Source organism: Caloramator quimbayensis (genome assembly GCF_900167605.1).
In the GTDB taxonomy this organism is placed as follows: Bacteria; Bacillota; Clostridia; order Clostridiales; family Caloramatoraceae; genus Caloramator_B; species Caloramator_B quimbayensis.
This window is the reverse complement of record NZ_FUYH01000011.1, coordinates 81,517-107,289: the sequence shown is the minus strand read 5'-3', so window position 1 is coordinate 107,289 and position 25,773 is coordinate 81,517. Positions and strand designations below refer to the sequence as shown.

Annotated in this window: 24 protein-coding genes and 1 pseudogene; 6 read left to right on the top strand and 19 right to left on the bottom strand. The window is 33.7% G+C overall.

Annotated features, from left to right (window positions below; all coding sequences use genetic code 11):
• Positions 1-344: pseudogene (locus tag B5D15_RS08825) on the top strand (transposase); the annotation flags it as partial.
• 622 nt (positions 345-966) lie between these two features.
• On the opposite strand, the gene B5D15_RS08820 reads toward B5D15_RS08825, so the two are convergent.
• The 4 genes from B5D15_RS08820 to B5D15_RS08805 all read right to left on the bottom strand — a co-directional run bounded on the left by B5D15_RS08820 (position 967) and on the right by B5D15_RS08805 (position 4,684).
• The gene (locus tag B5D15_RS08820; protein WP_078696749.1) at positions 967-1,695 is read right to left on the bottom strand and encodes a pseudouridine synthase; all 729 of its coding nucleotides are present in this window, start codon (positions 1,693-1,695) and stop codon (positions 967-969) included.
• A 74-nt stretch (positions 1,696-1,769) separates the two neighbouring features.
• Positions 1,770-2,168 carry a phosphatase PAP2 family protein gene (locus tag B5D15_RS08815; protein WP_078696748.1) on the bottom strand — a complete coding sequence of 133 codons (399 nt, stop codon included), beginning with the start codon at positions 2,166-2,168 and terminating at the stop codon, positions 1,770-1,772.
• Between the two features lie 572 nt (positions 2,169-2,740).
• Positions 2,741-4,087, bottom strand: coding sequence for a patatin-like phospholipase family protein (locus B5D15_RS08810; protein WP_179122240.1), 1,347 nt, complete (start codon positions 4,085-4,087; stop codon positions 2,741-2,743).
• A 21-nt stretch (positions 4,088-4,108) separates the two neighbouring features.
• Positions 4,109-4,684 carry a lytic transglycosylase domain-containing protein gene (locus tag B5D15_RS08805; protein ID WP_078696746.1) on the bottom strand — a complete coding sequence of 192 codons (576 nt, stop codon included), beginning with the start codon at positions 4,682-4,684 and terminating at the stop codon, positions 4,109-4,111.
• Positions 4,685-4,872: 188 nt separating this feature from the next.
• Between B5D15_RS08805 and B5D15_RS08800 the strand changes: the two genes are divergently transcribed.
• Complete coding sequence (locus B5D15_RS08800) at positions 4,873-5,112, top strand: hypothetical protein (protein ID WP_078696745.1); 240 nt, start codon at positions 4,873-4,875, stop codon at positions 5,110-5,112.
• 74 nt (positions 5,113-5,186) lie between these two features.
• Here B5D15_RS08800 and purD read toward each other — a convergent pair whose 3' ends face one another.
• The 13 genes from purD to B5D15_RS08735 all read right to left on the bottom strand — a co-directional run bounded on the left by purD (position 5,187) and on the right by B5D15_RS08735 (position 19,600).
• Positions 5,187-6,428, bottom strand: coding sequence for a phosphoribosylamine--glycine ligase (purD, locus tag B5D15_RS08795; protein ID WP_078696744.1), 1,242 nt, complete (start codon positions 6,426-6,428; stop codon positions 5,187-5,189).
• A gap of 76 nt (positions 6,429-6,504) precedes the next feature.
• Positions 6,505-8,004, bottom strand: a complete 1,500-nt coding sequence (gene purH, locus B5D15_RS08790) for a bifunctional phosphoribosylaminoimidazolecarboxamide formyltransferase/IMP cyclohydrolase (RefSeq protein WP_078696743.1) — start codon at positions 8,002-8,004, stop codon at positions 6,505-6,507.
• Positions 8,005-8,086: 82 nt separating this feature from the next.
• On the bottom strand, positions 8,087-8,692 hold the full coding sequence (purN, locus tag B5D15_RS08785; protein WP_078696742.1) for a phosphoribosylglycinamide formyltransferase: 606 nt from the start codon (positions 8,690-8,692) through the stop codon (positions 8,087-8,089).
• Entirely contained in the window at positions 8,680-9,675 is a 996-nt protein-coding gene (gene purM / locus B5D15_RS08780; RefSeq protein WP_078696741.1) for a phosphoribosylformylglycinamidine cyclo-ligase, read from the bottom strand. The genes purN and purM overlap by 13 nt, the downstream gene beginning before the upstream one ends.
• Before the next feature lie 33 nt (positions 9,676-9,708).
• The gene (gene purF / locus B5D15_RS08775; protein ID WP_078696740.1) at positions 9,709-11,106 is read right to left on the bottom strand and encodes an amidophosphoribosyltransferase; all 1,398 of its coding nucleotides are present in this window, start codon (positions 11,104-11,106) and stop codon (positions 9,709-9,711) included.
• Positions 11,107-11,143: 37 nt separating this feature from the next.
• Entirely contained in the window at positions 11,144-11,851 is a 708-nt protein-coding gene (gene purC, locus B5D15_RS08770; protein WP_078696739.1) for a phosphoribosylaminoimidazolesuccinocarboxamide synthase, read from the bottom strand.
• Positions 11,851-12,330, bottom strand: coding sequence for a 5-(carboxyamino)imidazole ribonucleotide mutase (gene purE, locus B5D15_RS08765; RefSeq protein ID WP_078696738.1), 480 nt, complete (start codon positions 12,328-12,330; stop codon positions 11,851-11,853). Before purE ends, purC begins: the two co-directional genes overlap by 1 nt.
• Positions 12,331-13,352: 1,022 nt before the next feature.
• Positions 13,353-14,597 carry a DUF1015 domain-containing protein gene (locus tag B5D15_RS08760; protein WP_078696737.1) on the bottom strand — a complete coding sequence of 415 codons (1,245 nt, stop codon included), beginning with the start codon at positions 14,595-14,597 and terminating at the stop codon, positions 13,353-13,355.
• Between the two features lie 75 nt (positions 14,598-14,672).
• Positions 14,673-15,581, bottom strand: coding sequence for a D-2-hydroxyacid dehydrogenase (locus B5D15_RS08755; protein ID WP_078696736.1), 909 nt, complete (start codon positions 15,579-15,581; stop codon positions 14,673-14,675).
• A 22-nt stretch (positions 15,582-15,603) separates the two neighbouring features.
• Positions 15,604-16,674 (bottom strand): pyridoxal-phosphate-dependent aminotransferase family protein, encoded by a 1,071-nt coding sequence (locus B5D15_RS08750; RefSeq protein WP_078696735.1) that lies wholly within the window; start codon positions 16,672-16,674, stop codon positions 15,604-15,606.
• A gap of 282 nt (positions 16,675-16,956) precedes the next feature.
• Positions 16,957-17,970: a uroporphyrinogen decarboxylase family protein gene (locus tag B5D15_RS08745; RefSeq protein ID WP_078696734.1), complete on the bottom strand. Its 1,014-nt coding sequence runs from the start codon at positions 17,968-17,970 to the stop codon at positions 16,957-16,959.
• Between the two features lie 168 nt (positions 17,971-18,138).
• Positions 18,139-19,071, bottom strand: a complete 933-nt coding sequence (locus B5D15_RS08740; protein WP_078696733.1) for a 4Fe-4S binding protein — start codon at positions 19,069-19,071, stop codon at positions 18,139-18,141.
• 127 nt (positions 19,072-19,198) lie between these two features.
• Positions 19,199-19,600 (bottom strand): hypothetical protein, encoded by a 402-nt coding sequence (locus tag B5D15_RS08735; protein ID WP_078696732.1) that lies wholly within the window; start codon positions 19,598-19,600, stop codon positions 19,199-19,201.
• 180 nt (positions 19,601-19,780) lie between these two features.
• On the opposite strand from B5D15_RS08735, the gene B5D15_RS08730 reads away from it, so the two are divergent.
• The 4 genes from B5D15_RS08730 (at position 19,781) to B5D15_RS08715 (ending at position 23,829) form a co-directional block, all read left to right on the top strand.
• Complete coding sequence (locus B5D15_RS08730; RefSeq protein ID WP_078696731.1) at positions 19,781-20,461, top strand: response regulator transcription factor; 681 nt, start codon at positions 19,781-19,783, stop codon at positions 20,459-20,461.
• Positions 20,461-21,732: a sensor histidine kinase gene (locus B5D15_RS08725; RefSeq protein ID WP_078696730.1), complete on the top strand. Its 1,272-nt coding sequence runs from the start codon at positions 20,461-20,463 to the stop codon at positions 21,730-21,732. The genes B5D15_RS08730 and B5D15_RS08725 overlap by 1 nt, the downstream gene beginning before the upstream one ends.
• A gap of 174 nt (positions 21,733-21,906) precedes the next feature.
• The gene (locus B5D15_RS08720; RefSeq protein WP_078696729.1) at positions 21,907-23,022 is read left to right on the top strand and encodes an aminopeptidase; all 1,116 of its coding nucleotides are present in this window, start codon (positions 21,907-21,909) and stop codon (positions 23,020-23,022) included.
• Positions 23,023-23,079: 57 nt separating this feature from the next.
• A complete protein-coding gene (locus B5D15_RS08715) occupies positions 23,080-23,829 on the top strand; it encodes a Fic family protein (protein WP_078696728.1) in 750 nt (249 codons plus the stop codon).
• A 117-nt stretch (positions 23,830-23,946) separates the two neighbouring features.
• Here B5D15_RS08715 and B5D15_RS08710 read toward each other — a convergent pair whose 3' ends face one another.
• Positions 23,947-24,435: a hypothetical protein gene (locus B5D15_RS08710; RefSeq protein ID WP_078696727.1), complete on the bottom strand. Its 489-nt coding sequence runs from the start codon at positions 24,433-24,435 to the stop codon at positions 23,947-23,949.
• A 2-nt stretch (positions 24,436-24,437) separates the two neighbouring features.
• Positions 24,438-25,703, bottom strand: a complete 1,266-nt coding sequence (locus tag B5D15_RS08705) for an AAA family ATPase (protein ID WP_179122239.1) — start codon at positions 25,701-25,703, stop codon at positions 24,438-24,440.
• Between the last annotated feature and the right edge of the window lie 70 nt (positions 25,704-25,773).

Genomic DNA, 25,773 nt, shown 5'->3' with positions numbered 1-25,773 from the left:
TAGATGCAAAGAGGCAGGAGTTTAAAGATGAACCTACGGAATACAGAAGCATGAGAAAGGTACTCGTTAGAGACTTATCCCCTGAAAAGATAATAGAAATAATTGCAGAAAGATTTAACATAGATAAACTAATGCTTAAGATAAAGAATTCAAAGGGAGTTAAGGAGGCAAAGGCAATATTGTGCTTTGCTTTAAGGAAGTTTTGCGATTTAAAATGTGCCGACATATGCAGGATACTTGGGAGCATGGGGCAGGCTAATGTATCGAGGCTGTGTGCTTTAGGTGCAGAACTTATAAAGGAGGAAAGATACAGAAACATTGTGGAGGAGATATTGGCGATATAAATATTAATTAGAGTAAAAAGACATATAAATTCATTATAAAAATACTTACATAACCAAATAATAATTCCAATATTTTTACAAAAAAATACACAACTATAAAACATTCTAAGATAGATATTTAATTAAAATGTACAAGCTATGAATATCAGCCACATATTAACAATCAAAAATATTTATTCTTTTATAAATAAAAGTTATTAACATAATATTCTACATTATCCACATACATTAATTTATCAAAATTTATTCTTAATTAATTTGATTCATCACAATAATACATATTTCATCATAAAATGTTTTTTATTCACTTTATTTCGATAAATATTTAAAATACAATTTATAATTATCCACAGATTTATATTCTAATCTTTTTGATAACTTGCTATAATTTGGGACGGTTACTTATTATATGAAGTATTTTATTAAAACTTTAATAATTTTAACTTTATACTATTTATAAAGAATATATATATACCTAATATTAAATATAAAATTATTTTTTTAATTTAATTAGAAAACCATACTCCCTATATATTAATAAAATAAGATTAATAAGTAACCGTCCCAGAGTTTTAGATTTTCTAATTTTTATAGCATTAAAAAAAGCAGCTCTTTAGCTGCATCATCTTTTAACCGCTTCCTTTAACATCTTTACTTCTTCTTCCGTAAGCTCTCTATATTCCCCATTTTTTAAGTTATTGTCGAGCTTTAAAGGTCCCATCTCAAGCCTTTTAAGGTATATTACTTTTTTCCCCACGGCCTCAAACATCCTTTTTATCTGATGATATTTCCCTTCATATATAATTATTTCAACCTCTGATATTTCATTAGATTCTATTATTTTAAGCTCTGAGGGCAAAGTTTCATATCCATCATCAAGTATTACACCTTTTTTAAACTTTTTAACATCTTCTAATGTTACTCTACCATCTATTCTTGCAAAATATTTCTTTGGTACATGTCTCTTGGGAGATAAAAGCATATGATTTAACTCACCATCATTAGTTAAAAGCAAAAGCCCTTCAGTATCCTTATCTAATCTTCCTACAGGTGCAGGGTTAAAAATTATATATTCATCATCAAGTAAGTCTACTACCGTCTTTTCATAGTAATCCTCGGTTGCAGAAATAACTCCGCTTGGTTTATTCATCATAAGATATATAAACTTTCTATATATTAGCTTTTCCCCACACACTTCAATTATATCCTTTTTAGGGTCTACATGCTGAGAAGAATCCTTAACTATCTGTCCGTTAACAGAAACTTCTCCGGATTTTGTTAGTGATTTTACTTCTTTTCTTGTACCAAAACCCATATTAGAAAGTATTTTATCAAGTCTCTCCTTTGTCATAGTGTCTCCTCCATTTTTATATCTAAGCAATTATATCATAAAACTAAAAATGTGGAAACGAATATGTTTTAATTTTAAATATATAAAAAACTAAATACTATGTTGGTAAGTACTGAACATATAATCCCAATAAACATCCCTACAACAACATCTGTTGGATAGTGAACTCCAAGATATATTCTTGTAAATCTAACTATTAAAGCTATTAAGATAAAAAAAACGCAAAAGACAGGAAACAAAAGAGATAGAGTCATACATACTGAAAAAGCCGCAGTTGTATGTCCTAATGGAAAAGAATAGTCTCTTAAAACAATGTTAAAGTTGTTTACATCATTTAAAATATTGTAGGGCCTTGGTCTTTCAAATTTATTTTTTAAAAAATAACTATAAAATGGCTCGTTGAAAGGGTTAAAAAGCTCTGAAAGCCAGCAATTTTTAAAGAATTTTTCCCAAAGATAATCATTATAAGGCATGTCAAAACTGTAACCATATCACTGCCTAAATTAGTAATATAAGGAACTATACAATCTAAAATAGTACATTTTATTCCATCGTTAATACAATAGAAAAGCCTTATATCACTATTGCTTATTTTTGTAACGAATTTATTCAAGAAAACCGCCACTCATATTTTTTAAAATTTAACATTATTATATTAAAATAGCGATGTTATAAATATATAAAGATATATTTATTTTTAGGTAAAATGTAATCCTTGCCTCTTCTTTCAAAATCCAAATGATAGCTGCAACTTATGTTTAACTTTTATATGCAAAAAAATTATCATATAAAGCAATTAAATAAGTAACCGTCCCTTCTACTTCCTCCTTATAATGGATACCCTTATGGCTGGTAAATTATTTTTTCAGTATTAATCCTATAGCAGACTTGCACCGCCGAGCTGGTGCTAATGAATGACACATAATAAGTAACCGTCCCCATTGATGCCCATTGATGCGTTGATATTAAAGAGGGACGGTTACTTATTTAATATAATTTGTGGGCTGCAAACCAGCCCATTTTAATTTAAAAATTAAGTAACAAATTAATTTCCACACTTATTTATATTATCTATCAAAAGCGTGATAAACATATTTGCAATAGAAATCTTTGGGAAGGCTATAGCAACAAACCTCCTAAACCTTCTAATTTTTTCATCCATATCCTTAAAGTCAGTATTATAAGATATTAAGAATTTCCCCTCTATCAAAGACTTTTTTATTTCTCTATCAAACTCAAGCTGGTTTTTACTCATTATTAGTTTCTTTATATTTCCTACATACTGTTTAAAATCATCGCTGTTTTTTATATCATCATACTTTTTTAATATCTCATCTATCAAATCATCCATGCTGTATACCATTTTTTTATCTATATCAAGCTGCTCTGCCGTAATCTCTGCCATAGCTGCATAAATGCTTCCTACCTCAATTTTTCCATCGGTATACTGCTGTATTGTCCTTATTATTACATCAAGTATGAGTCTGTTTGATGTTAAAGTCTTGCTATTAAAGTCAATTCCCAAAAATGAATATATCTTCTTTAAATCCTCAAGTTTGAGTTTATTTATAAACTCATATTTTATTTTTTCCTTATTTTCATCTTTAATATAATATTTGCATCCCTTTAGCATTCCAAAAGTCTTAAGCGTGTCTAAATATCCACTATTCATGTTTGCCTTTGACTTTTCGCTGTCAAACTCAAGTACCCCGCCTAATATATCCTTATTTTTTATATATAATATATCAGAACTTTTTTTGCCGCTGCTTCTTGTTATACCTGGTCCTGAAACATCAACAGCAATAATCTTTTTAGCTCCCCTGTCAATAGCAAGGGATATCGGTATGTTATCATAAACCCCTCCATCTATATATTTCTTGCTGTCTATTTCTAACGGTTTAAAGGCAGGGAAACAAGCGCTGGCAAGCAGATAATCTACCATCTTGCCCTCTGGTATATCCTTCTTAAATATTTTAACTGGTTTAAAATCCGTTAATGAAAAGGTAACCAAGCCAAAATCTATAGAAGATTCTCTTATTTTCTTCTCATCTATTATATCGTTTAAAAGCTGCTTTAATGGTGATGTATCAAGGCCTCCGCTGCTTACAGCCTCCCTTACCAATGCCATTCTGTCAAGTAAGCTTATTCTATCTTCTTCCACAGATGCAAGTTCCCTTTCAACCTTTACAACGCTTTCAAAGCTTATACTTGTCCATAAATCCTTTGCAAGTTCAAAATCACCCTGAGCTATCATAGCTCCGTTTAATGCTCCAACTGAGGTACCGCATACAATATTGATAGGTATATTAAGCTCCCTTAACGCCTGCCACACACCTATTTCATATGCTCCCTTTGCGCCGCCTCCTCCTAATACAAGTGCATAATTTTCCATATCCATCCCCCTTTAGGATGATTAGTATTTGCTATACTCTTTTAGCACTTTGCTTATGTAGCTTTGCGTTTCCTTTGGCATCTTCTGTATCTCTTCAACGCTGTCAACTCCAAGTTTTTTCATTCTGCCTATCCCTCCGTTATAAGCCGCAAGAGCAAGCTCCTTATTCCCACTAAAAGCATCAAGAAGCGTTCTTAGATATCTTGTCCCTCCATCAATATTTTCAAGTACATCAAAGGGATTATCGACTCCAAGGCTTTTTTGAGTCTGAGGCATAAGCTGCATTAGCCCCTGAGCTCCTGCCTTTGATACCGCCATAGGATTAAAGGAGGATTCAACATCTATTACTGCTTTTATAAGGCTCTCTTCTACATTATATTTCTGTGAAGCTTTTTTTATTGCATCGGATATATTGTTTATTTTATCATCAGCTTTATTATCATTAATATACTGTGAATCCTTGTCCATATTTTGCAAAATATTATCAAGCATTAAAGAAAACATGGAAGATAAATCTGTGCTGTTTTCACCTTCAGAAAGATACAAATTCTGCATCATATATATTCTCATTATCTGAGCAAATTCATCTACCCTCATAGTCTCCTCCTAAGCATAACAAGAATTATCTTCTTTAAAGCTTTAATATATTAATAATTATATCATATAAAAAAACATTAAAAGTTAAAATTTTTCAACATACATCTACTAAATTTCACATTTTATAATAAATAATTTTTTGTATAATGTCGCATATTAAAAGGAGAAAAAGCAAAGAGGTGATTAATATGAAAAATGCTAAGAATCCAGATTTGCCCTATAAAGATAAGAAAAGCGTTGATGTTAAAACTTCTAATGTTCCTTACCCAATTATAGAAAATATAAGCAATGCCATACTCTGGCCTGAAAAGCTAAAAGGTGGAATCGATCTTATCGATACCTATGAAGTTTCCTCCGTTCCTGAAAATCCAAACACTTCTCTCGATTCAGTTGAAACTTTAAAGAAGAAGGGAGTAATGCCTAAATAGAAAGAGGAATCTTTTTTATTTTATCAGCTCAATATTATCTTTAATACATCTTAAATTAAAAAGGAAGGATATAGTTACTCCCCTATATCCTTCCTATAATACATTCCACTAAAGTTTATTTTTTTTATATCCTCGTAGGCTGCCTCTCTTGCCTTATCTAAATCTTTTGAAACACAGACTACAGACAAAACCCTTCCTCCAGTCGTTATAAGTTTTTCATCCCTTAGAGCCGCTCCTGCTATAAAAACCTTGCCGCATACGTTTCCAATGCTTATTTCATGTCCAGTTTCATACTTTTCAGGATAACCCTTTGATGACGCAACGACGCAGCAGGACGCTCCATCTATCCATTCAACTTTAATATCATCTAAGCTTTTATCTATTGAGGCTTCTATAAGCTCAATAAAATCAGTCTTTAAAAGAGGAAGTACTGCCTGTGTTTCCGGATCTCCCATCCTTACGTTATATTCAAGAAGATAAACTCCCTTTTTTGTTATCATTATCCCAAAATATATAATTCCGCAGTAGTCAAAATTTTCTTCCTTTATACCCTTTAGAGTTGGATTTAGTATGTCCCTTTCAAATTCTCTTAAAACCTCTTCACTGCAATAGGGATTTGGAGCAATAACTCCCATTCCGCCTGTATTAGGCCCTTTACCGCCCTCAAAAATAGTTTTATGATCCTTTGAGGATATAAAGGGTATTATAGTATTACCGTCGGTTATAGATAATATTGTCGCCTCAACTCCCTCTAAATACTCCTCAATTACAACTTTTTCCCCAGAGCTTTTTAATATCCCCTCTATCATAAAATCTCTAAGGGTTTTTTCTCCTTCTTCAAAACTTTGGCATATTACAACACCCTTGCCTGCTGCAAGGCCGTCGGCTTTTATAACTATGGGATAGCCGCACTTATTTATATATTCTATTGCAGCACCGTAATCCTCAAACACTTCACACTTTGCAGTCTTTACGTTGTATTTTTTCATAAACTCCTTTGCGAAGGCTTTGCTTCCCTCGAGATTTGCCGCTCTTTGAGAAGGTCCGAATATTCTAAGGTTTTTTTCTTTAAAATCGTCAACTATTCCATCAACAAGATATGCTTCTGGTCCTACTATTGTAAGGTCTATTTTTTCCCTTAAGGCAAAGTCTAAAATCTCATCCTTTGTAGAAATATCAACGTTTACACATTTATATTCAAGGGCTGTTCCTCCATTACCTTTGGCACAGTATACAACATCAACATCTTCGTTTTTAGATGCTTTATAGGCTATTGCATGTTCCCTTCCTCCGCTGCCAACAACAAGAACTTTCATAATAACCTCCTTATCTGCTGCTTAACATTAAATTTTAGAACCGTTTCATCCTATCTACACAATTTTCATTATAAAATTAATGCTTAAAGTGCCTGATTTTTGTAAACACCATTGCTATTCCCTTATCGTCGCAGGCTTTTATAGAAAGGTTATCATTTATAGAACCTCCTGGCTGTATTATAACCTTAATACCATACTTTGAAGCCTCCTCAACCACATCGCTGAAAGGAAAAAATGCATCGGAGGCAAGAACGCTTGCTCCCTTTCCTCTCTCTAAGGCCTGCTTTGCTGCCCAGATTCTGTTTACCTGTCCCCCTGCAATTCCAACAGCCATTTTATCCTTAACAACAACTATTGCATTGGATTTAACGTATTTTACTACTTTCATTCCAAATATCATATCCTCATAATATTTTTCATCAGGTTTTATCTGCGTTACGCATTCAATATTATCTATAAGCACTTTGTCTGTATCCTGCACTAATATTCCTCCATCAACGGAGCAAACTTCAAATTTCTGACATGGTTTTACGCTGCATTTTATAACCCTTAAATTCTTCTTCTCGCAGAGTATTTTAAGAGCATCCTCATCAAAATCCGGTGCAATTACTATTTCAAGGAATATTTTAACAAGTTCCTTTGCTGTATCTGCATCAACTCTTCTATTAAAGGCAACAATTCCTCCAAAAATTGATACGCTGTCACACTCAAAAGCCTTTTTATAGGCATCAGCTGCACTATCGCCTATTGCAACACCGCAGGGAGTATTATGCTTTACAGCACAGCAGCAAATTTCATCAAATTCATTTACAACCTTCCATGCAACATCCATATCCTTAATATTGTTATAGGATAGTTCCTTACCATTAAGCTTTTCAAAATCCTTCATAGAACCCTTCTCTGTAGTTGAAACGTAGTAGGCAGCGCTTTGATGTGGGTTTTCCCCATATCTTAAATCCATCTCTTTTTTATAGGAAATGGATAGATATTCAGGATAATCATCTTCAAGAAGGAAGTTTGCAACAGCACTGTCGTAGGCTGATGTAAGGTTGAACACCTTGCCTGCAAGCTTTCTTCTTGTTTTAATATCCACATCTCCCTTTTCCTTAAGCTGATTTATAACATCATCATAGTCTGAAACATCGGTCAAAACCAAAACATCCTCAAAGTTTTTAGCCGCAGCCCTTATCATCGTAGGGCCTCCTATATCTATGAATTCAACCTTCTCTTCAAAGGATATATCATCTTTAACCTTTTCAAAGAAAGGATAAAGATTTACAACCACCATATCAATAGGCTCAATTCCCTTTTCTTTTATTGTTTCCATATGCTCTATATTATCCCTTATTGCAAGTATGCCTCCATGTATTTTAGGATGAAGGGTTTTAACTCTTCCATCGAGTATTTCATCAAATCCTGTAATCTCGGAAACTTCAACTACAGGTATTCCCTTTTCTTTAAGATATTTATAGGTTCCACCGGTTGATATTATCTGTGTTCCCATTGAATTTAAAAATGAAGCAAGTTCATATATTTTATCCTTTTTATATACGCTTATAAGTGCTCTTTTAATCATATTAACCTCCCTTTCGCCGCTTTATATGCGGCACAAAATAGGATAAATTTATTTTACGTATTACAAAAGTTTAAAGATATTATTAGTAGATTATAACCCTTCTTCCTTCTATTTTAACAAGTCCCTTTGAAATTAAATCTATAGCATCAACTATCGCTTTGTGCTCCTGCGTTAAAATCCTTTGCTGAAGGGTTTTAGCATCATCATTTGGATAAACTCCAACCGTTCTTTGAAGTATTATGGGCCCCGTATCGGTTCCCTCATCAACAAAATGTACTGTACATCCTGATACCTTAACTCCATATTCTATTGCAGCCTCATGAACTTTAATTCCATACATATTAGGACCGCAAAAACTTGGTATCAGGGATGGATGTATGTTTATTATCCTATTTTTAAACCTCTTTAGTATATCTCCCTTTAATATTGAAAGATACCCTGCAAGAACTATTAAATCAACCCTTTCATCAACTATTTTAAGTATCTCATCGGAAAGGGTATCCCTATATATTTTCCTGTCTAATAGATAGGTTTCAATTCCATGCTTTCTTGCTCTTTCTATGCCAAAGGCTTCTCTGTCACTTATTACACATTCTATTGAACATGAAATTTCTTTATTTTCTATTGCATCTATTATGGATTGAAGGTTGCTGCCTCCACCGGATATTAAAACTGCTATTTTAAGCAAACCCCTCCACCTCCAGATGCTGCATATCCTATTCTTACGGCATTTTCCCCCATATTCCTTAAAGCTTTCAGTATTTTTTCTTCATCCTTTTTATCTATGCAAAGTACAAATCCTATTCCCATGTTGAAGGTGTTGTACATGTGCTCCTCCTCAACGCCGAGTGACATTATATATTTAAATATATCTAAAACATTTATTTTATTTTTTTCTATAACAGCAGTAAAATCTCCTTTGAACATTCTTGGGATATTCTCAATAAATCCTCCTCCTGTTATATGGGCCATTCCTTTTATTTTAAATTCCTTTAAAAGCTCAAGTACGCTTTTTACATAAATCCTCGTAGGAGTTAATAAAACATCCCCTATCTTTTTACCGTTAAAGTCCATATCAAGATCTGTTATAAGCTTTCTAACAAGGGAATAACCGTTGCTGTGTATTCCGGAAGATTCAATTCCTATTAAAACATCCCCATCCTTTATAGTGCTTCCATCTATTATTTTATCCTTTTCTACAACACCTACTGCAAAGCCTGCAATATCATATTCCCCTTCTTTATAAAATCCCGGCATCTCTGCAGTTTCTCCTCCAATAAGAGCACAGCCTGCCTCTGAACATCCCTTTGATACTCCCTTTACTATATCCGATGCAACATCCGCATTTAGTTTTCCGCAGGCAAGATAATCGAGAAAAAATATTGGGGCTGCCCCATGGCATAGTATATCGTTAACACACATAGCAACGCAGTCTATTCCAACGGTATCGTATTTTTTCATTCTAAAGGCAATATCAAGTTTAGTGCCAACGCCATCAGTTCCAGATACTAATACTGGATTTTTAAAATCCTTAAGTTCAAACATCCCAGCAAAACTTCCAATGTTATTTATAACACCGGGGATAAAGGTTTTTTTTGCATATTCTTTATAGGATTTTACCGCCCTGTAGCCCTCTTCTATGTTAACGCCTGATTCTCTGTAAGTTACCATAATATCCTCCATTCCGCCGCAAATGCAGCTATATTATCTTTTTTCAAGATGAAATTTATCAGTTTCAAGAGGAGCAGATATCGGGTAAATTCCGCTGAAACACCCAAGGCAGAAGTTTCTGCTGTTTAGAGCTGACAAAAGTCCTTCCATACTAAGATACCCAAGGCTGTCTGCACCTATTTCCTCCCTTATTTTTTCAAGCTCTGACTTTGAACCAATAAGCTCCCTCCTGTGGGGAGTATCTATTCCAAAGTAGCAGGGGTATTTTACAACAGGGGAGGCAACTCTGAAATGCACCTCTTTTGCTCCTGCCCTTCTTAAAAGCTCCACAAGCCTTCTTGATGTAGTACCTCTAACTATTGAGTCATCAATTAAGACTATCCTTTTCCCCTCGACGTTAACCTTTAATGCATTCAGCTTAACCGAAACTGCTCTTTCCCTGATTTCCTGACTTGGAGATATAAATGTTCTTCCAACATATTTATTTTTTATTAGTCCAATTCCATAGGGAATGTTGGAAGCCTGTGCATACCCTACCGCCGCTGCAATGCCTGAATCAGGAACCCCTATTACCATATCGGCCTGTGCAGGGCTCTCCTTATATAGAATTTGACCTGCTCTAACTCTCGATGTGTAAACGTTTATGCCATCTATTGTGCTGTCGGGCCTTGCAAAATATATAAACTCAAAGGCACAGGTTTCGCACTTAGTCTTTTCTGCAAAGTGTATCGACTTTAATCCATCTTTATCTATTATTACAATTTCGCCTGGCAATACATCCCTTATGAATTCTGCGCCTAAAGCATCAATTGCGCAGCTCTCAGAGGATAATACATAGGAATCATCGATTTTACCTATACAAAGGGGTCTAATTCCATTAGGATCTCTAACTCCAATAAGCTTATCCTCCGTTAGTATTACAATTGCATAGGAGCCTTTAACTGCCTGAATCGCATCTACAATAGATCTTTCAATGCCTTTTTTAGCACCCCTTGCAATAAGGTTTAAAACAACTTCCGAATCTATTGAGGTTTGAAATATAACTCCTCCATCCTCTAAAAGCTCCCTTATTACATCGGCATTAACAAGATTCCCATTATGAGCTATTGCAATAGAGCCAAGCTTATATCTTGAAACAATTGGCTGTGCATTTGAAGGACTGCTTGAACCCGTTGTGGAATACCTTACATGTCCAATCGCAGCCATTCCCTCCATGTTTTTTAAAACATCGCCTCTAAAGGCCTCAGATACAAGACCCATATCCTTATGGCAGTGTAGATTTTTACCATCTGAAACGCATATGCCAGCGCTTTCCTGTCCTCTATGCTGGAGGGCATAAAGCCCATAGTACGTTATTCCTGCTACATCTGTTTTTTTATTTGAATATATTCCAAATACTCCGCACTCTTCTTTGAATTTATCATTAAACATAGTTTCCTCCTAAAGCCCTATGGCATAGTAAAATAAATTATTTTCTGTTTATTCTGTTTAGTATTTCTACATATGCTTCCTTTACATTTCCAAGGTCTCTTCTGAATCTATCTTTATCGAGTTTTTCGTTAGTATTAGCATCCCAAAATCTGCAAGTATCCGGAGATATTTCATCGGCAAGTATTATATCACCGTTAAACCTTCCAAATTCAAGTTTAAAATCTATAAGTTTTATACCAAGCTCTAAAAAGAATTCCTTTAATATATCGTTAACCTTCTTTGCAGTATCGTATATTTTATTCAGCTCTTCAAAGGTTGTAAGTCCTATTGCAACAGCATGGGTATCGTTGATCAAAGGATCCCCTAAGTTGTCGTTTTTATAGCATATTTCAAATACTGTTGTCTTAAGCTCATAACCTTCTGAGAGACCAAGCCTCTTTGCCATGCTTCCTGCAGCCACGTTTCTTACAATAACCTCAACTGGAACTATCTCAACTTTTCTGCACAGCTGCTCCCTTTCGCTCAGCCTTTTTACAAAGTGGGTTTTAATGCCCTTTGTCTCTAACATCTCAAAAAGTGCCGATGTTATGTTGTTGTTTAAAACTCCCTTATCCTCTATTTCACCCTTTTTTTCCCCGTTAAAAGCAGTTGCGGAATCCTTATAATAAATTACAACATAATCCTTATCATCAGTTTCATAAACCTTCTTTGCCTTTCCTTCGTACATCATTTCTCTTTTTTCCATTATAATTCCACTCCTTTTTCGTTATCATTTATAAATTTTTCTTTCATATTTTTCCTGTATTCTATAAGTTTTTTCTTTAAATCCGGATATTTAATTGAAAGAATTTGAACTGCGAGCATACCTGCATTATAGCTGTTGTTTATTCCAACAGTTGCAACGGGAATTGATTTAGGCATTTGAACTATCGAGAAAAGAGAATCAAGACCATTTAAGGATGCGTTTATGGGAACACCTATTACGGGAAGTGTTGTATGGGAGGCTATAACTCCGGGAAGATGGGCTGCAAGTCCAGCACCTGCTATAATACATTCATATCCATCTGATTCTAAATTTTTCAGAGTTTCGAGAAGCTTTTCGGGAACCCTGTGAGCTGAAAGAATATGAGTGCTATATTCTATATTAAATTCCTTTAGAGCATCGGCTGCCCCTCTCATTACATCCTTATCCGACTTGCTTCCAAAAATAATTGCAACCTTCATGAAAACCTTCCTTTCTTTATTTTATGAAATTTAAATTCTTATTTAATAATCGAAAAAAATACTATATAATGCATTAAAAAAGTTTCATTTTATGATTAAATTTATTATTCCTCATAATCTATTATAATTATCACTGCTTATTTATTAGCATCATCATATATTTAGGAGTATATTTTCTGCGAATATAGCTGAATGGATTTTTGCGATTCATTCTGCTCTAAAGCAGAAAATGAAGCGCAAATTTTTATATAAAGGGGGAGTTGAGATTTACTTTTAAATTGAAAGGACGATTCCTTCTCAAAATATAAGTTACTTTAGAGTTTTTATACATTAATATTATCATCAACAAAATTCATAGTCAATATATTTTTGGATTAATTTAATTTAATATTCACTATATATTGTTAGTATCGATAATGTTTAGTGCATATATTTCGTTATGTAACGAACATTGTATCAACACTCCTTAAAACATAATTCTTGTGTCTATACAAAAACTCACAGGACAAGCATAGGGACGGTTACTTATTATGCATCATTTTAAGCAGATATTCTCCATCTTCAGTGCCCACCAATAAATTAATACGTGACAAACTTTTTCATTCCGTCGTTGTGGCTATTGATGAGTCATGACTTGTTATTTATTTATTATTAATTTTTCAATTTCATTTTCAAAAGAATAGGGGTATATTCTCCTCTTTTGATTGACTATCAAAGCTATGAAAAAGCTATTTTGTTTATCAAAAACATAATAATTTTATAGTTGTTAAGTTCATATAACCTATATGTTGTAGCATAAATTTTAAATGTGCATTTTTTCAGATGCTTTCCTATCACTTGAAACAAAAAGGCTGTAATCCTTAAAGATTACAGCCTTTCGATTTTAAACAGATTTTTATATTTAAAGATAATTTTAACTAAAAAGTTATGTTCATAAAAAATAGAAAATAAGTAACCGTCCCTCTGCTGCCTATGCTATAAAATGTAGATAATAAGTAACTGTCCCTCGACCTTTGCCGCTTCTATGATAATTTATGTATAAACAGTCCGCTTCTTAGCTTAGGTTCAAACCAAGTAGATTTTGGAGGCATTACCTTTCCTGCATCTGCAATATCCATCAAATCATCAATGGTTGTTGGATACATTGAGAAAGCAACCTTCATGCCTTCCTTTACTCTCTTTTCAAGCTCCTTAAGCCCCCTTATACCTCCTATAAAGTCTATTCTCTTATCGGTTCTTGGATCCTTAATGCCGAGGATTGGATCTAAAAGATTATTTTGAAGTATGGAAACATCAAGCCTTCCCACAGGATCCTTCTCATCAAAGGTTCCTTTCTTTGCAGTAAGCTCATACCACATTCCATCAAGGAACATTCCAAAGGTATGCTTTCTTGATGGTCTTAACTGTCCTTCTCCTTCATAGGGTTTTATATCAAACTTTTCTGATACCTTTTTAATAAACTCCTCAGAGCTAAGACCATTTAAATCCTTTACCACTCTGTTGTAGTCCATTATATAAAGGTCGCTGTCTGGGAAAATAACTGACAGGAAGAAGTTGAACTCTTCATCCCCTGTGTAGTTTTTATTTTCCTCTCTTCTTTTTATGCCAACCTTTACCGCAGAGGCTGCCCTGTGGTGTCCATCAGCTATGTAAAGGCTGTCTATTCCCTTAAAAAGCTCAATTAGTTTTAATATTGTTTTTTCATCATCTATAACCCATACTATATGGGAAATGCCGTCCTCAGCAGTAAAATCATATTCGGGCTCTTTTTTAGTCCAATTATCTATTATATCGTTTATTTCCCTTTTGTTTTTATAAGTTAGGAAAATAGGGCCTGTATTGGCATCACAGTAATCCACATGATTTATTCTGTCCTGCTCCTTATCCGCCCTTGTAAATTCATGCTTTTTGATTATATTATTCATATAATCATCGATTGAAGTGCAGCCAACTATACCGGTTTGGCTTCTTCCATTCATTATAAGCCTGTATATATACAAATAAGGTTTTTCATCCTGATTAAATATGCCCCTGTCTATAAAACTATAAAGGTTCTCCCTCGCCTTTTCATATACTTTTTTATCGTAAATATCTATATCCCTGTCAAGATCTATTTCCGCCTTATCTATGTGTAAAAATGAATAGGGGTTACCCTCTACCATTTCCCTTGCCTCATCGCTGTTCATAACATCATATGGAAGGGCAGCAACCTTATGTGCTAATTCTTTCTTAGGTCTTATCGCTTTGAAGGGTCTTAATACTACCATAAAACTATCCTCCTTTTAAAGTTAAATATCAGATGGAAATTCCTTTAATAAGAAAATTTCCATCTGACAAATTAATTATTTTGCAAATTCTTCTATAATATTTACTACTTCCATTCCTATTTTTCCCTGAGCCTCAATAGTAGATGCTCCAATATGAGGAGTTACGCTTACCCTTGGATGATTTATCAGCGCTTCATTTTTTGTAGGTTCCTCTTCAAATACATCTATTGCCGCACCTGCAATTTTGTTAGAATTCAAAGCCTCAAGAAGAGCTGCCTCATCAACTACTCCTCCTCTTGCACAGTTTATAAGAAAAGCAGTATTTTTCATCATATCAAGCTGCTCTTTTCCTATAACCGGTCCTTTAGCCTTATCAAAGGGTATGTGTAAGGATACATAATCAGATTTTCTTAAAAGTTCCTCAAGGCTGCATCTTTCGAATTTAAAGGTATCAACAACTTTCCCTGAAAGGTTGGTGTAAATAACCTTCATTCCAAAGGCTTCGGCTCTTTTAGCAACTTCCTGAGCAATCCTTCCAAATCCTATAAGTCCAAGAGTTTTACCGTAGAGCTCAAATCCTTCATATTTTTTCTTTTCCCACTTGCCCTCTCTCATGGTCACATTTGCTATATGAATGAACCTGCTAACAGAAATTATATGCCCAAAGGTAAGCTCAGCAACCGAGATGCTGCTTGCCCTTGGTGTATTTTTAACTGTTATCCCGTTATTTTGAGCATAATCAACATCAATATTATCAACACCAACTCCGCCTCTTATTATAAGCTTTAATCTTCCACCTTCTAAAGCCTTATCAATAATAGGTTTTCTAACCTTTGTTGCAGACCTTACCACTAAAACATCAAAATCCTTTAATTTTTCCCCAAGTTCTTCAGCTTCATAGTGCTCGTTAACTACTTCAAATCCCTTTTCTTCAAGGGATTTTATGGCTTCCTTCTCAAGACCATCGGACAAAAGAATTCTCATAACCGCATCCCCCTATAAATTTTTAAAATCCGAGAATATCGTCAATATTCCATAAAAGCTCTTTTACATCATCCATAGTGCAGTCAGCCATATGAGCTATTCTAAAGGTCTTATCCTTTAAATCTCCATAACCGTTAGAAATCTGGAAACCTCTTTCTCCAAGCTTTTTATTAAGATCAGCAACGTCTATGTTCTTAGTATTTTTAACAGTTGTCAGTGTATTTGAAAGGTATCTTTCATCTGCAAATAAATCAAAGTGTTCCTTTGCCCATGCCCTAACATAATTAGCCATTTCTATATGCCTTGCAAATCTGTTTTCAAGTCCTTCCTCAAGTATCCTGTCAAGCTGATAATCGAGGGCAAACATATGGGAAAGTGAAGGGGTTGAAGGATATTGATAATCTTTCTTCTGTATGTAATTGTATAGTGATAGTAGGTCTAAATAGAATCCTCTAAAGGGAACCTGCTTTGCTCTTTCAACAGCCTTCTTTGAAAAGGAACATATGGACATTCCTGGAGGAAGGCCTATTGCCTTTTGAGTGGAAGTTATACATATATCAACTCCAAGCTTATCTACTTCTATTTTTGTTCCTCCCATAGAACTTACAGTATCAAGGCACCATACTACATCGGGATATTTTTTAATAACCTTTGATATTTCCTCAACTGGATTCATAATTCCAACTGATGTCTCATTATGTGTTATTGTAACAAGGTCATATTTTCCTGTTGAAAGGGCTTCCTCTACCATCTCAGGAGTTGTAGCATGTCCAGCTTCAGATTCAAATAAATCTGCAGGAACATTGTTAAACTTAGCCATTTCATACCATCTCTTACCAAAGGCGCCTACTGAAAATACTGCTGCTCTCTTTGCAGTACATGAACGAATAGCTCCTTCCATAAGTCCGCTCCCCGAAGTTGTTGAAAGAAGTATTTCCTCCTCAGTATAAAATACTTTCCTGAGCTTGTCGCTTATTCTCCTTTGAAGTGCTGATGCATCCTTGCTCCTGTGACCTATCATTGGAGTTGCCATTTTTTCAAGAACATCCGGTCTAACCTCTACTGGCCCTGGAATAAATAATTTCTTATGCATTTTTTTACCCCCTTTTAATATAATTATTTTTTATAATCGCACATTTTTGAATTTTTTGGCTATTTATATTTTATCATTATATAGCAATATTAACAACTTATTTGATTAGTAATATTATTAATTATTAGAATTAGTATAGTATATATTATAAAAAATTATAATATATACTAAGGCTTTAAATATGAACACTTATTATGGAAAACAAATACAAAAGCCACCACTTGTGACAGGTGACAAAATGATAGTTTGTAACTTGTCACAAGGATGGCTTACATATGACGCTTATACACCTGCGTAAAAATCCTTTACTGCACTAAAAAACTCATCTATGTTTTCCCATTTTGACATTGGAGGAATATCGCAACCTGAAGAAATTACAAAATTATTATATTTGCTGCATTCTTCCATAAGAGAAATTGTAGCTCTTCTTATTGATTCTTTAGTGCCGTTTTTAAACTCGCCAGCTGGGTCAATATTCCCCATAGCTACAATATTATTAGGAATAAGAGGCATTATTTCAGCCATATTTATTGCATTTCCAAAATGTACAACTAAGCAGCCAGTGCTGATAATAGAATCCACCATTTGAATAGTATTGTTACCGCAATTATGATAAATAACTATAAAATTATCATCTTGTACTGCATCTACTATTTTTTTCACATACCTCCCAGAAAACTCTGCTTCTAAGGCAGGAGATAAAATTCCAGATAAAGGTTCAGCTATCACTACACCATTAGCACCAGCATTTTTATAGGCTTTGCAATATTCAATTATAAATGCTGTTGCTTTTTCTAAAATTATATGTACCATTTCTATCTCTTCATAGCAATAAATCATAATTTCTGTAACATCCATCAGCCTTCCTGCCAAGGAAAAAGGTCCAATTACACCTGCAAAAACTGGGCGGTCAGTAATCATTTTAACAGCTTTCTCAATTGCTTCAATATAAACACCTGTACGTCCGGAACCAATCTCAGGGATTTGAAGAGCTTGTGCCTCTTCCTGTGATGATACTATGCTGTTAGTTACTGTTGGCACTTCATCATCTGAAAATTGCACAGCAGCTCCAAAACATTCTGCTTCAATTGATAAATCCATTAAACTTACAGATGCTGCTGAATCTATGCGATCTGCAACCAATTTCATTCCCTTTGCTTGAAGGTTGCTGTCTGATATTAATTCCTTTACGCTGATATTCATAAGCTGAATTGCAGGGAAAGAAAGAATTGGCATAGGCTTTTTTATAGGCGATTTTATTATTTCTTCCACCCACTGCTTCATATTTCTTTTCATTTTGTCCCCTCCATTATTTCAATAGTTTCTTATTATTTTAAGCTATTATTTATTAGATATATATTAATATTTTTTGCAGTTTTTGTACTTTTTTATTTTTATAATAAATTATTCTCCGGTGCCAGGCACCGGAGAATGTAGATATTACCTTTTTATTCTTTTCGCTTTCTATTTTTTTGCCTGTTTTAATGCATCTGCAACAGCATTAATTATTCCTACGCTTGTCCTTGTTGCACCTGATACTGTATCAATTTTGCTTGTGTTGTTATTTATCATACTTACAGCCAATCCCCTGAAAGCTATAAATGTAAATACGAATATCAACATTACTGCTACTTCATTTATTGTCTTTGATTTTATAGAAACCTTAGCATTATTCCCTAAACACCCTGCACTGCAGTTCATGCATTGAATACACTCTATGCTGTCAACTCTATCTATTTTTTCAAGGTCTATACCCATAGAACAGCTTCTTGAGCATAAATTGCACCCATTTAAACAATTAGATTTATTTTTACTTATCCTGACTATTCTAAAAACCTGAATCAAAGATAAAAAAGCACCAAGAGGGCATAAATATCTGCAGAAAAACCTTTCTATAAAAAGCGCTCCAATTAAAACTAATATTAAAACGCATAAAGATAAAATACTTTGAACAGATGGTGGAAACTGAATTATTTGTGCAAAAGCATCCCATGGGTTTAAACCATTTAATCCCTTATTTCCTAAAGTCCAAATAAATATTACAATAAACAGTAAAACTGCATATTTAATTAGCTTTAAAAATTTATCTACCCTTTTATTTATTTTAAACTTTATTTTTAAAACGTTAGAAGAAAATTTATAAATTAAATCGTTTATCGTCCCAAAAGCACAGATATATCCGCAGAAAAACCTTCCAAACATTATTGTCAGAGGTATTAAAATAAAAATTTCTATACTCATTGGCAATATTCTGCCAAGTTCAAAATTACCTTTTATTGATGCTGTATATATTTGCTTTAATTGCCCAAAAATCAATGTAAAAAGTCCCGGCATCATTATTAAAAACAGAATTTGAATTATTAGTCTTATATACGATGTATTTTTCTTCTTATTCAATTCAGATCCTCCTGCCAATCAATTATATTCAAAGATAAGACTTATTTTTAAGATGTATCTATTATATATAAACACGCCTTAATTATATAGTATTATATAATTTGTTAATAAAATTTTAGAAATCAGTTCACCTTCTTTTAAAATTACGCCCATGAAAACCTTTAAAATTATGTCTGTCATATGCTCTTTCATCTTTTATATTATAGCTATAGTCCTTCACACTCATGACTTGACCTGATAGGTTTTTCTTAATTAATATCCTGTCTCCTGCCTGTATATTTCCTAATATATTTTCAAAATCACCTACGTCCACAGTTTGGGTTGTTAAGAAATTCACTACTGTTATTTTGCTCCCTTCAACCTTTTTAACAACACCCTTTACTTCAAACATAAATAAATATGTTATTTTTAATAGCGCAAGTATCACTATTAAAGCTATTACTTTTTTAAGGTTCTTCTTATTAAAAATTTTTTTGTTAAACTCCTTTACTTTTTCATCTTGTAAAAAAGCAATTATCTTTTCTTTCATTTTAATTACTCCTTTCAAATTTTAATTTCTAACCTTATGGGTTTATTTTATATTTGCAACCTTAAATAAACCTTAAATATTTACTATAAGATAGTAATATTTAAGGTTTATTTAACCTTTACTGTGATATAATTAATAAAACAATCTTTTCAATTGGAAAAGGAGAGGAATTGATTTAATATGAAAATTTTGTTGGTAGAAGATGAGATTCATCTCTCAGAAGCCTTAACTCAAATATTAAAAAAGAATAAATATATAGTTGATGCTGCATATGATGGAATAAGCGGCCTCGACAATGCATTAAGCGGAATATACGATTTAATTATTCTTGATATAATGCTTCCTGAAATAGACGGAATAAGTGTTCTTAAAAATATAAGAAAAGAAGGAATTTCAACACCAGTTATTCTCCTCACAGCCAAAGGCGAAATCTCTGATAAGGTTACAGGGCTTGACAGCGGAGCTGATGATTATATTGCAAAGCCCTTTGCAACAGAGGAGCTTCTTGCAAGAATAAGGGCAGCCTTAAGACGCAAAGGTGAGGTTTTAACTGATAATAACAACTTAAAATTTGGAGATATTGAACTTAACGTTTCATCATTAAAATTATGCAAAGGTGATAAGCACATTAAACTTATACTAAAAGAATGCCAGCTTCTTGAGCTTTTAATATTAAGGAATACATCTGTAACGCCAAAGGAACTTGTAATTGAAAAGCTCTGGGGGTTTGATTCAGAAGCCGAACATAATAATGTTGAAGTTTATATCTCATTTCTAAGGAAAAAGCTTGCTTCCCTTGACTCAAAAGTCTCCATTACCACAGTTCGAGGGGTAGGTTACATTCTGGAGGTGAAACCTTAATGTTTAAAAAGTTAAGGAATAAGTTTCTTATACTAAATTTGTTAATAATATCAGTAATGATGCTATTATCCTTCGGTTCAATATACCTTATAATATATCAAAACGTACGAAGCACAATATATGAGGAATTAGCAGATGCATCTGAATTCTACGGCAAAATGGATGGGAATTTTAATTCTCAAGATTTGATTTTAAAATCTCCCCATCGCAAAAAAGAAGATAGGTTAAATGAATTATACGAACGCTCAATTTCATTTTCCATTTTAACAGATAAACAATACAATGCTATATCTAAATCATCAACATTTAAAATCGATGACAGCTTATATGAAGATTCGTTAAAGAAAATAATGCAGCAGAATAAAACTGTAGGTAACTTTAAATCAAAAGGTTATAACTGGGCTTTTGCTGTTATTCCTCTTAATATCGGTTACAGAATTGTTGTTATTGACATTACTTCTCAGCAGCAAATTTTAAACAGCATGGTTTATACATTTATTTTTGTAGCTTTAATAATGCTTATTATTATTTACTTTATAAGCAGATTTTTTGCCAACAGAGCTATAAAGCCAGTTAAAGATGCATTTGAAAAGCAACAGCAATTTATAAGCGATGCTTCCCATGAGCTTAAAACTCCTCTTACCGTAATAAATACAAGTGTTGATGTGCTTTTATCTAACGGCACTGACACGATAAGCAGTCAATCAAAGTGGCTCAGCTATATAAAATCGGAATGTGAAAGAATGTCCAAGCTTACAAATGATCTTTTATACCTAACACAAATGGATTGTTCAAGCAATAATTTAATTTTTTCAAACTTTAATATTAGTGAAGTCGTTGAAAATGTGATATTAACAATGGAAGCAATTATATTTGAACAAAATATTTCTTTATCCCATGATATAGAACCTTATTTGATTACTCATGGCAATAGTGATCAGATAAGGGAAGTAGTAATGATACTTTTAGACAATGCTGTAAAATACACAAATAAGAGCGGTTCAATATATATCTCTTTAAAAAAGTGTGCAAATAATGTACTGCTATCAATTACAAATACAGGTAAAGGTATCCCCGAAGAAGATTTAGAAAGGGTTTTTGACAGATTTTACCGCACAGATAAGTCCCGCTCACGAAGCAGCGGAGGATACGGCCTTGGGCTTGCTATAGCAAAGGCAATCGTAACTCAACATAAAGGTAAAATCTATGTTAAAAGCACTTTAGATAAAGAAACCTCTTTTTATGTTGAACTTCCCTTTATCCGGCTATAGCCCCAATGTAGTTTTTCAAAGGGACGGTTACTTATTTTGCATAAACTATATACTTTTCTACTTTTCTTATTTGGATTTTATAGTTCAATAGCCAAAATTTGTTACTTAGTTACTTGTAAATTAGGTAACACTTTTATAAAATGAAATTATAAGCTTTATAGGGAGGTATTTAAAATGGCGGATCCAAGACTTAATAAATTAGCTAAACTATTAGTAAACTATTCTACAAAGGTAAAGAAAGGCGACTTCGTTTTTGTAATGTGCGAAGATGTTGCAAGTCCATGGATGGCAGAGATAGTGAAAGAGGCTGTTAAAGCTGGGGGGCATGTTGAAACAATACTTACCTGTCAGGAAGTGCAGGAAGAAAAGTTAAAAAACGCTACCGATGAACAACTTTTAGAAGAAAACATAATATTAAAGTATGCTCTTGAAAAGGCTGATGTGTGGCTTACTGCATGGGGAACCAAAAATACAAGAGCAAATTCAAATATCGACTCTAAAAAAATACAGCTTCAGTCAAAGGGTGCTACAAGCTGGAGAAGCGTTTATTCTTCAAGAACAGGAGATGGAAGCTTAAGATGGTGCGGAACGCAATTCCCAACCTATGCAGATGCTCAAGAAGCAAGCATGAGTCTTAGTGAATATGAGGACTTTGTATATGGGGCAGGTCTTTTAGATAGCGATGACCCTATAGCTGAATGGGAAAAGATAAGCGCTCAGCAGGAAAGATGGGTTAAATATCTAAACACTAAAAAGCAGCTCCATATAATTTCAGAGGGAACTGATATAAAAGTAAATATTGAAGGAAGAAAATGGATTAACTGCGATGGAAGGGTTAACTTCCCAGACGGAGAAATATTTACATCCCCAGTAGATACAGGAACAGACGGATATATAACCTTCTCCTTCCCTGGAATATATATGGGCAAGGAAATAGAAGGCATTAAATTATATGTTGAAAATGGAATAGTAGTTAAGGCAGATGCAAAAAAAGGCGAAGACCTTCTTCATGCTTTATTGAACACAGATGAAGGTGCAAAGAAGTTTGGAGAAGTTGCTATTGGAACTAACTATGGCATTCAAAAGTTTACAAGAAATATGCTCTTTGACGAAAAAATAGGAGGAACTGTACATATGGCAATAGGAGATTCTATGCCTGAAGCCGGCGGAATAAACAAATCCGCAATACATTGGGATATGCTCTGCGATATGAGAAATGGAGGCAGAATATATGCTGACGGTGAGCTTTTCTATGAAGATGGCAAATTTATAGAAAGCGTTTTAAAATAAGTAAAAGGTTCCAATCACCAAGATTCAGGAAATAATTATGAATGGCGGTGGAACTCAATGACGATATATGAAAAAATCGACCGCTACAAGTTGGCCATTGATGAAATGCGCCCCTTTGAAGGTCACTTATTAAATGAACTTAAAAACTACTACCGTATAGGACTTACATGGTCGAGCAATGCTCTTGAAGGTAACACTCTCACTTTAAGTGAAACAAAGATCCTCCTCGAAGATGGATTGACTGTTGGCGGTAAGCCTCTTAAAGATACCTTTGAAGCTCTTGGCCATGCAAAGGCATATGATTTTATGTTTACATTGCTTGGCAGTTATCAAATAACCGAAACAGACGCTCTTACAATGCACCAAATGTTTTATACAGGAATTGATGCCAAGGAAGCAGGGAAATATCGTAACCGCCCAGTTTTTATAACTGGTTCAAAATATGAAGTATATCAAGTAGAACAGATAGAAGAGGAAATGGTAAAGTTATTCCAGTGGGCAGCCTCAGAGCGAAAAAAATATCATCCGGTTCAATTTGCCGCCCAGCTGCATAAACGATTTGTTTTTATACATCCTTTCATTTATGGGAACGGGAGAGTTGCCCGTCTGCTAATGAATACAGCACTCATTCAGGACGGATATATGCTGGCCATAATTCCACCGGTTTTGCGCCATGAGTATATAAGCTTACTTGAGCAGGCTCATGATGAGGATCAGCCTTTTATGGACTTTATTGCCGAACGCGTTTTAGAGTCTGAAAAGGAAATCATGAGGTTACTGCATATTCCTTTCCGCAATCCGCTTTAAAATAAAATTAAAGCCTGCAAAACCTTTGATTCTTAGTGTCTGCAGGCTTTCTTTGTTATTTCCACTCTACAATTGAATATTATCTTGCCTTAATAACGATTGTTATTGAGGCTTTTATTATTTATTTTTTCGCCTTTGCGGTAGCTTCATTTCTTCTTTATATCCAGCCAAATGAGAATCCATGCTCCATATCATAATAGTACCTATTCCTAAAACGCTCTCTTTATACTTCTCATAAGCTCTGATTATAGATAAATCTCCAAGCCCTGTCCCCCTCATTGCGCTATCTGGGAACTCAAAGGATAGTTTCAACAAATCTTCCTTGTCCAACTCTTTCCCAAAATATTGCCAAGGGGCATTATTATTTGCAGTATTTTTCAGAATTTTTCCCATTAATTCTGCCTTCTCGCGTCTTATGTTTCCATCTGGTATATGGGCAATATGATTACCCGTTTCAATAATAGCAGCTAAAGGTAAAATTAAAATCTGATTATCAAGTTCTTTAAGCCTATTAAGCTCTTCAACGACCTCAGAACGATTTTGATTCATGTGGGGGATATCTAAAATATTTGTCAATATTGATGTATCTATTATCCTAACATCCATGATTATACCCCCAGCCAATTAAAATCTTTTTTTCTTCTTCTGTTCCCTTTTATGGTATTCAAAATTTCGTTATTTACAGCCAAATCACCGAGACTTCCCTGTGCTAAAAGCTCTGGATACTTATTTATGTCTATGAATTGTATAAACTTGCTGCTTCCATCATTTTCATCTCTATAACATATTGTTACTCCTATTAAATCATCTTTTGTTACAGCATTTAATAGTGCCGGATTATGTGTTGTTATAATGACATCTATGCTTCTTTCCTTGCATAAAGATGAAATCGTATTAATCAGGCTCTTAGCTCTGCTTGGATGTATTCCATTATCTACTTCTTCAATAATTACAACACTTCCACTCTTTTCGCTAATTAATGAAGCAATAACAGCAATACATCTTATAGTCCCGTCTGAAAGTCTTTTAGCCTCTATATAGTCTGTGCTTACTGAAAATTTTTCTTTCAGCCTGAACATTACATCCCCAATTGGAGTTTTTATAAAATCAATATCTAATATTTCATTTTCAGGTAGAGTACCTATAACATCTAAAATTCTTTTTTTATTATTATCATCTTGGCATAATTTATATAAAACAGAAGATAAATTATCAGCTTTAGATCTCATTTCAGAATCATTTATCCTTGAATAATCCCTCATTTCTGAAGGAACAGGGTTCAAAAATAACATATTGCGCAAGTTTTTTATAACTAAATCTATATTGTTTATATCCTCTTGAAATTTTTCAGATTCTGAAGGAATTTTAGAGGAAAGTTGTGCAAGTACAGATGATGATCGTATGCAGGTAAGATCTGGGTTCTTTCCAGGCTTTCCGTTATTATACTCAACCTTTATATCTCCACTATCCTTTGATGTTTTCTTTGTCTTAAAAACCAATTCCTTAGTATCGTCATTAAAAACTTTATATAAACTTTCTTCATCTACGTATATTCTATCTCCTACCTTTATTTTTATTGAATACTCCAAGTCACTTTCATTATCCAAATCCACTATGCATCCTAACTTAAAAAAGTTTGAATTAAATTTAGGGCATCCTCTGCTTCCCCCTCTAATATCACTATCTACATTTTTTGAACCATCAAGTATAACTGAAAATTCCCTTCCTGTAGATATTTCTGAAAGTATTCTAATACCTTCAATTGCGTTTGATTTTCCACTGGCATTTGAACCGATTAATATAGTTAAACTTTCCAAATTAAATTCAGCTTTATTAAAACTTTTAAAATTCTCGAATATAAAAGACTTTATCACTTTTTCACCTTCTTTTAATTCAACATATGCTAAAATATTAACCCGTAATATATCTTTTAATTTTTGATTA

Excerpts from the sequence above, each read along its gene's own strand:
- B5D15_RS08820 (WP_078696749.1), bottom strand. The coding sequence starts at position 1,695 with ATGACAAAGGAGAGACTTGATAAAATACTTTCTAATATGGGTTTTGGT.
- B5D15_RS08815 (WP_078696748.1), bottom strand. The coding sequence starts at position 2,168 with ATGCCTTATAATGATTATCTTTGGGAAAAATTCTTTAAAAATTGCTGG.
- B5D15_RS08810 (WP_179122240.1), bottom strand. The coding sequence starts at position 4,087 with ATGGAAAATTATGCACTTGTATTAGGAGGAGGCGGCGCAAAGGGAGCA.
- B5D15_RS08805 (WP_078696746.1), bottom strand. The coding sequence starts at position 4,684 with ATGAGGGTAGATGAATTTGCTCAGATAATGAGAATATATATGATGCAG.
- B5D15_RS08800 (WP_078696745.1), top strand. The coding sequence starts at position 4,873 with ATGAAAAATGCTAAGAATCCAGATTTGCCCTATAAAGATAAGAAAAGC.
- purD (WP_078696744.1), bottom strand. The coding sequence starts at position 6,428 with ATGAAAGTTCTTGTTGTTGGCAGCGGAGGAAGGGAACATGCAATAGCC.
- purH (WP_078696743.1), bottom strand. The coding sequence starts at position 8,004 with ATGATTAAAAGAGCACTTATAAGCGTATATAAAAAGGATAAAATATAT.
- purM (WP_078696741.1), bottom strand. The coding sequence starts at position 9,675 with ATGGTAACTTACAGAGAATCAGGCGTTAACATAGAAGAGGGCTACAGG.
- purF (WP_078696740.1), bottom strand. The coding sequence starts at position 11,106 with ATGTTTAATGATAAATTCAAAGAAGAGTGCGGAGTATTTGGAATATAT.
- purC (WP_078696739.1), bottom strand. The coding sequence starts at position 11,851 with ATGGAAAAAAGAGAAATGATGTACGAAGGAAAGGCAAAGAAGGTTTAT.
- purE (WP_078696738.1), bottom strand. The coding sequence starts at position 12,330 with ATGAAGGTTGCAATTATTTTTGGAAGCAAGTCGGATAAGGATGTAATG.
- B5D15_RS08760 (WP_078696737.1), bottom strand. The coding sequence starts at position 14,597 with ATGGTAGTATTAAGACCCTTCAAAGCGATAAGACCTAAGAAAGAATTA.
- B5D15_RS08755 (WP_078696736.1), bottom strand. The coding sequence starts at position 15,581 with ATGAGAATTCTTTTGTCCGATGGTCTTGAGAAGGAAGCCATAAAATCC.
- B5D15_RS08750 (WP_078696735.1), bottom strand. The coding sequence starts at position 16,674 with ATGCATAAGAAATTATTTATTCCAGGGCCAGTAGAGGTTAGACCGGAT.
- B5D15_RS08745 (WP_078696734.1), bottom strand. The coding sequence starts at position 17,970 with ATGAAAAGAAATATGAAGCAGTGGGTGGAAGAAATAATAAAATCGCCT.
- B5D15_RS08735 (WP_078696732.1), bottom strand. The coding sequence starts at position 19,600 with ATGAAAGAAAAGATAATTGCTTTTTTACAAGATGAAAAAGTAAAGGAG.
- B5D15_RS08730 (WP_078696731.1), top strand. The coding sequence starts at position 19,781 with ATGAAAATTTTGTTGGTAGAAGATGAGATTCATCTCTCAGAAGCCTTA.
- B5D15_RS08725 (WP_078696730.1), top strand. The coding sequence starts at position 20,461 with ATGTTTAAAAAGTTAAGGAATAAGTTTCTTATACTAAATTTGTTAATA.
- B5D15_RS08720 (WP_078696729.1), top strand. The coding sequence starts at position 21,907 with ATGGCGGATCCAAGACTTAATAAATTAGCTAAACTATTAGTAAACTAT.
- B5D15_RS08715 (WP_078696728.1), top strand. The coding sequence starts at position 23,080 with ATGACGATATATGAAAAAATCGACCGCTACAAGTTGGCCATTGATGAA.
- B5D15_RS08710 (WP_078696727.1), bottom strand. The coding sequence starts at position 24,435 with ATGGATGTTAGGATAATAGATACATCAATATTGACAAATATTTTAGAT.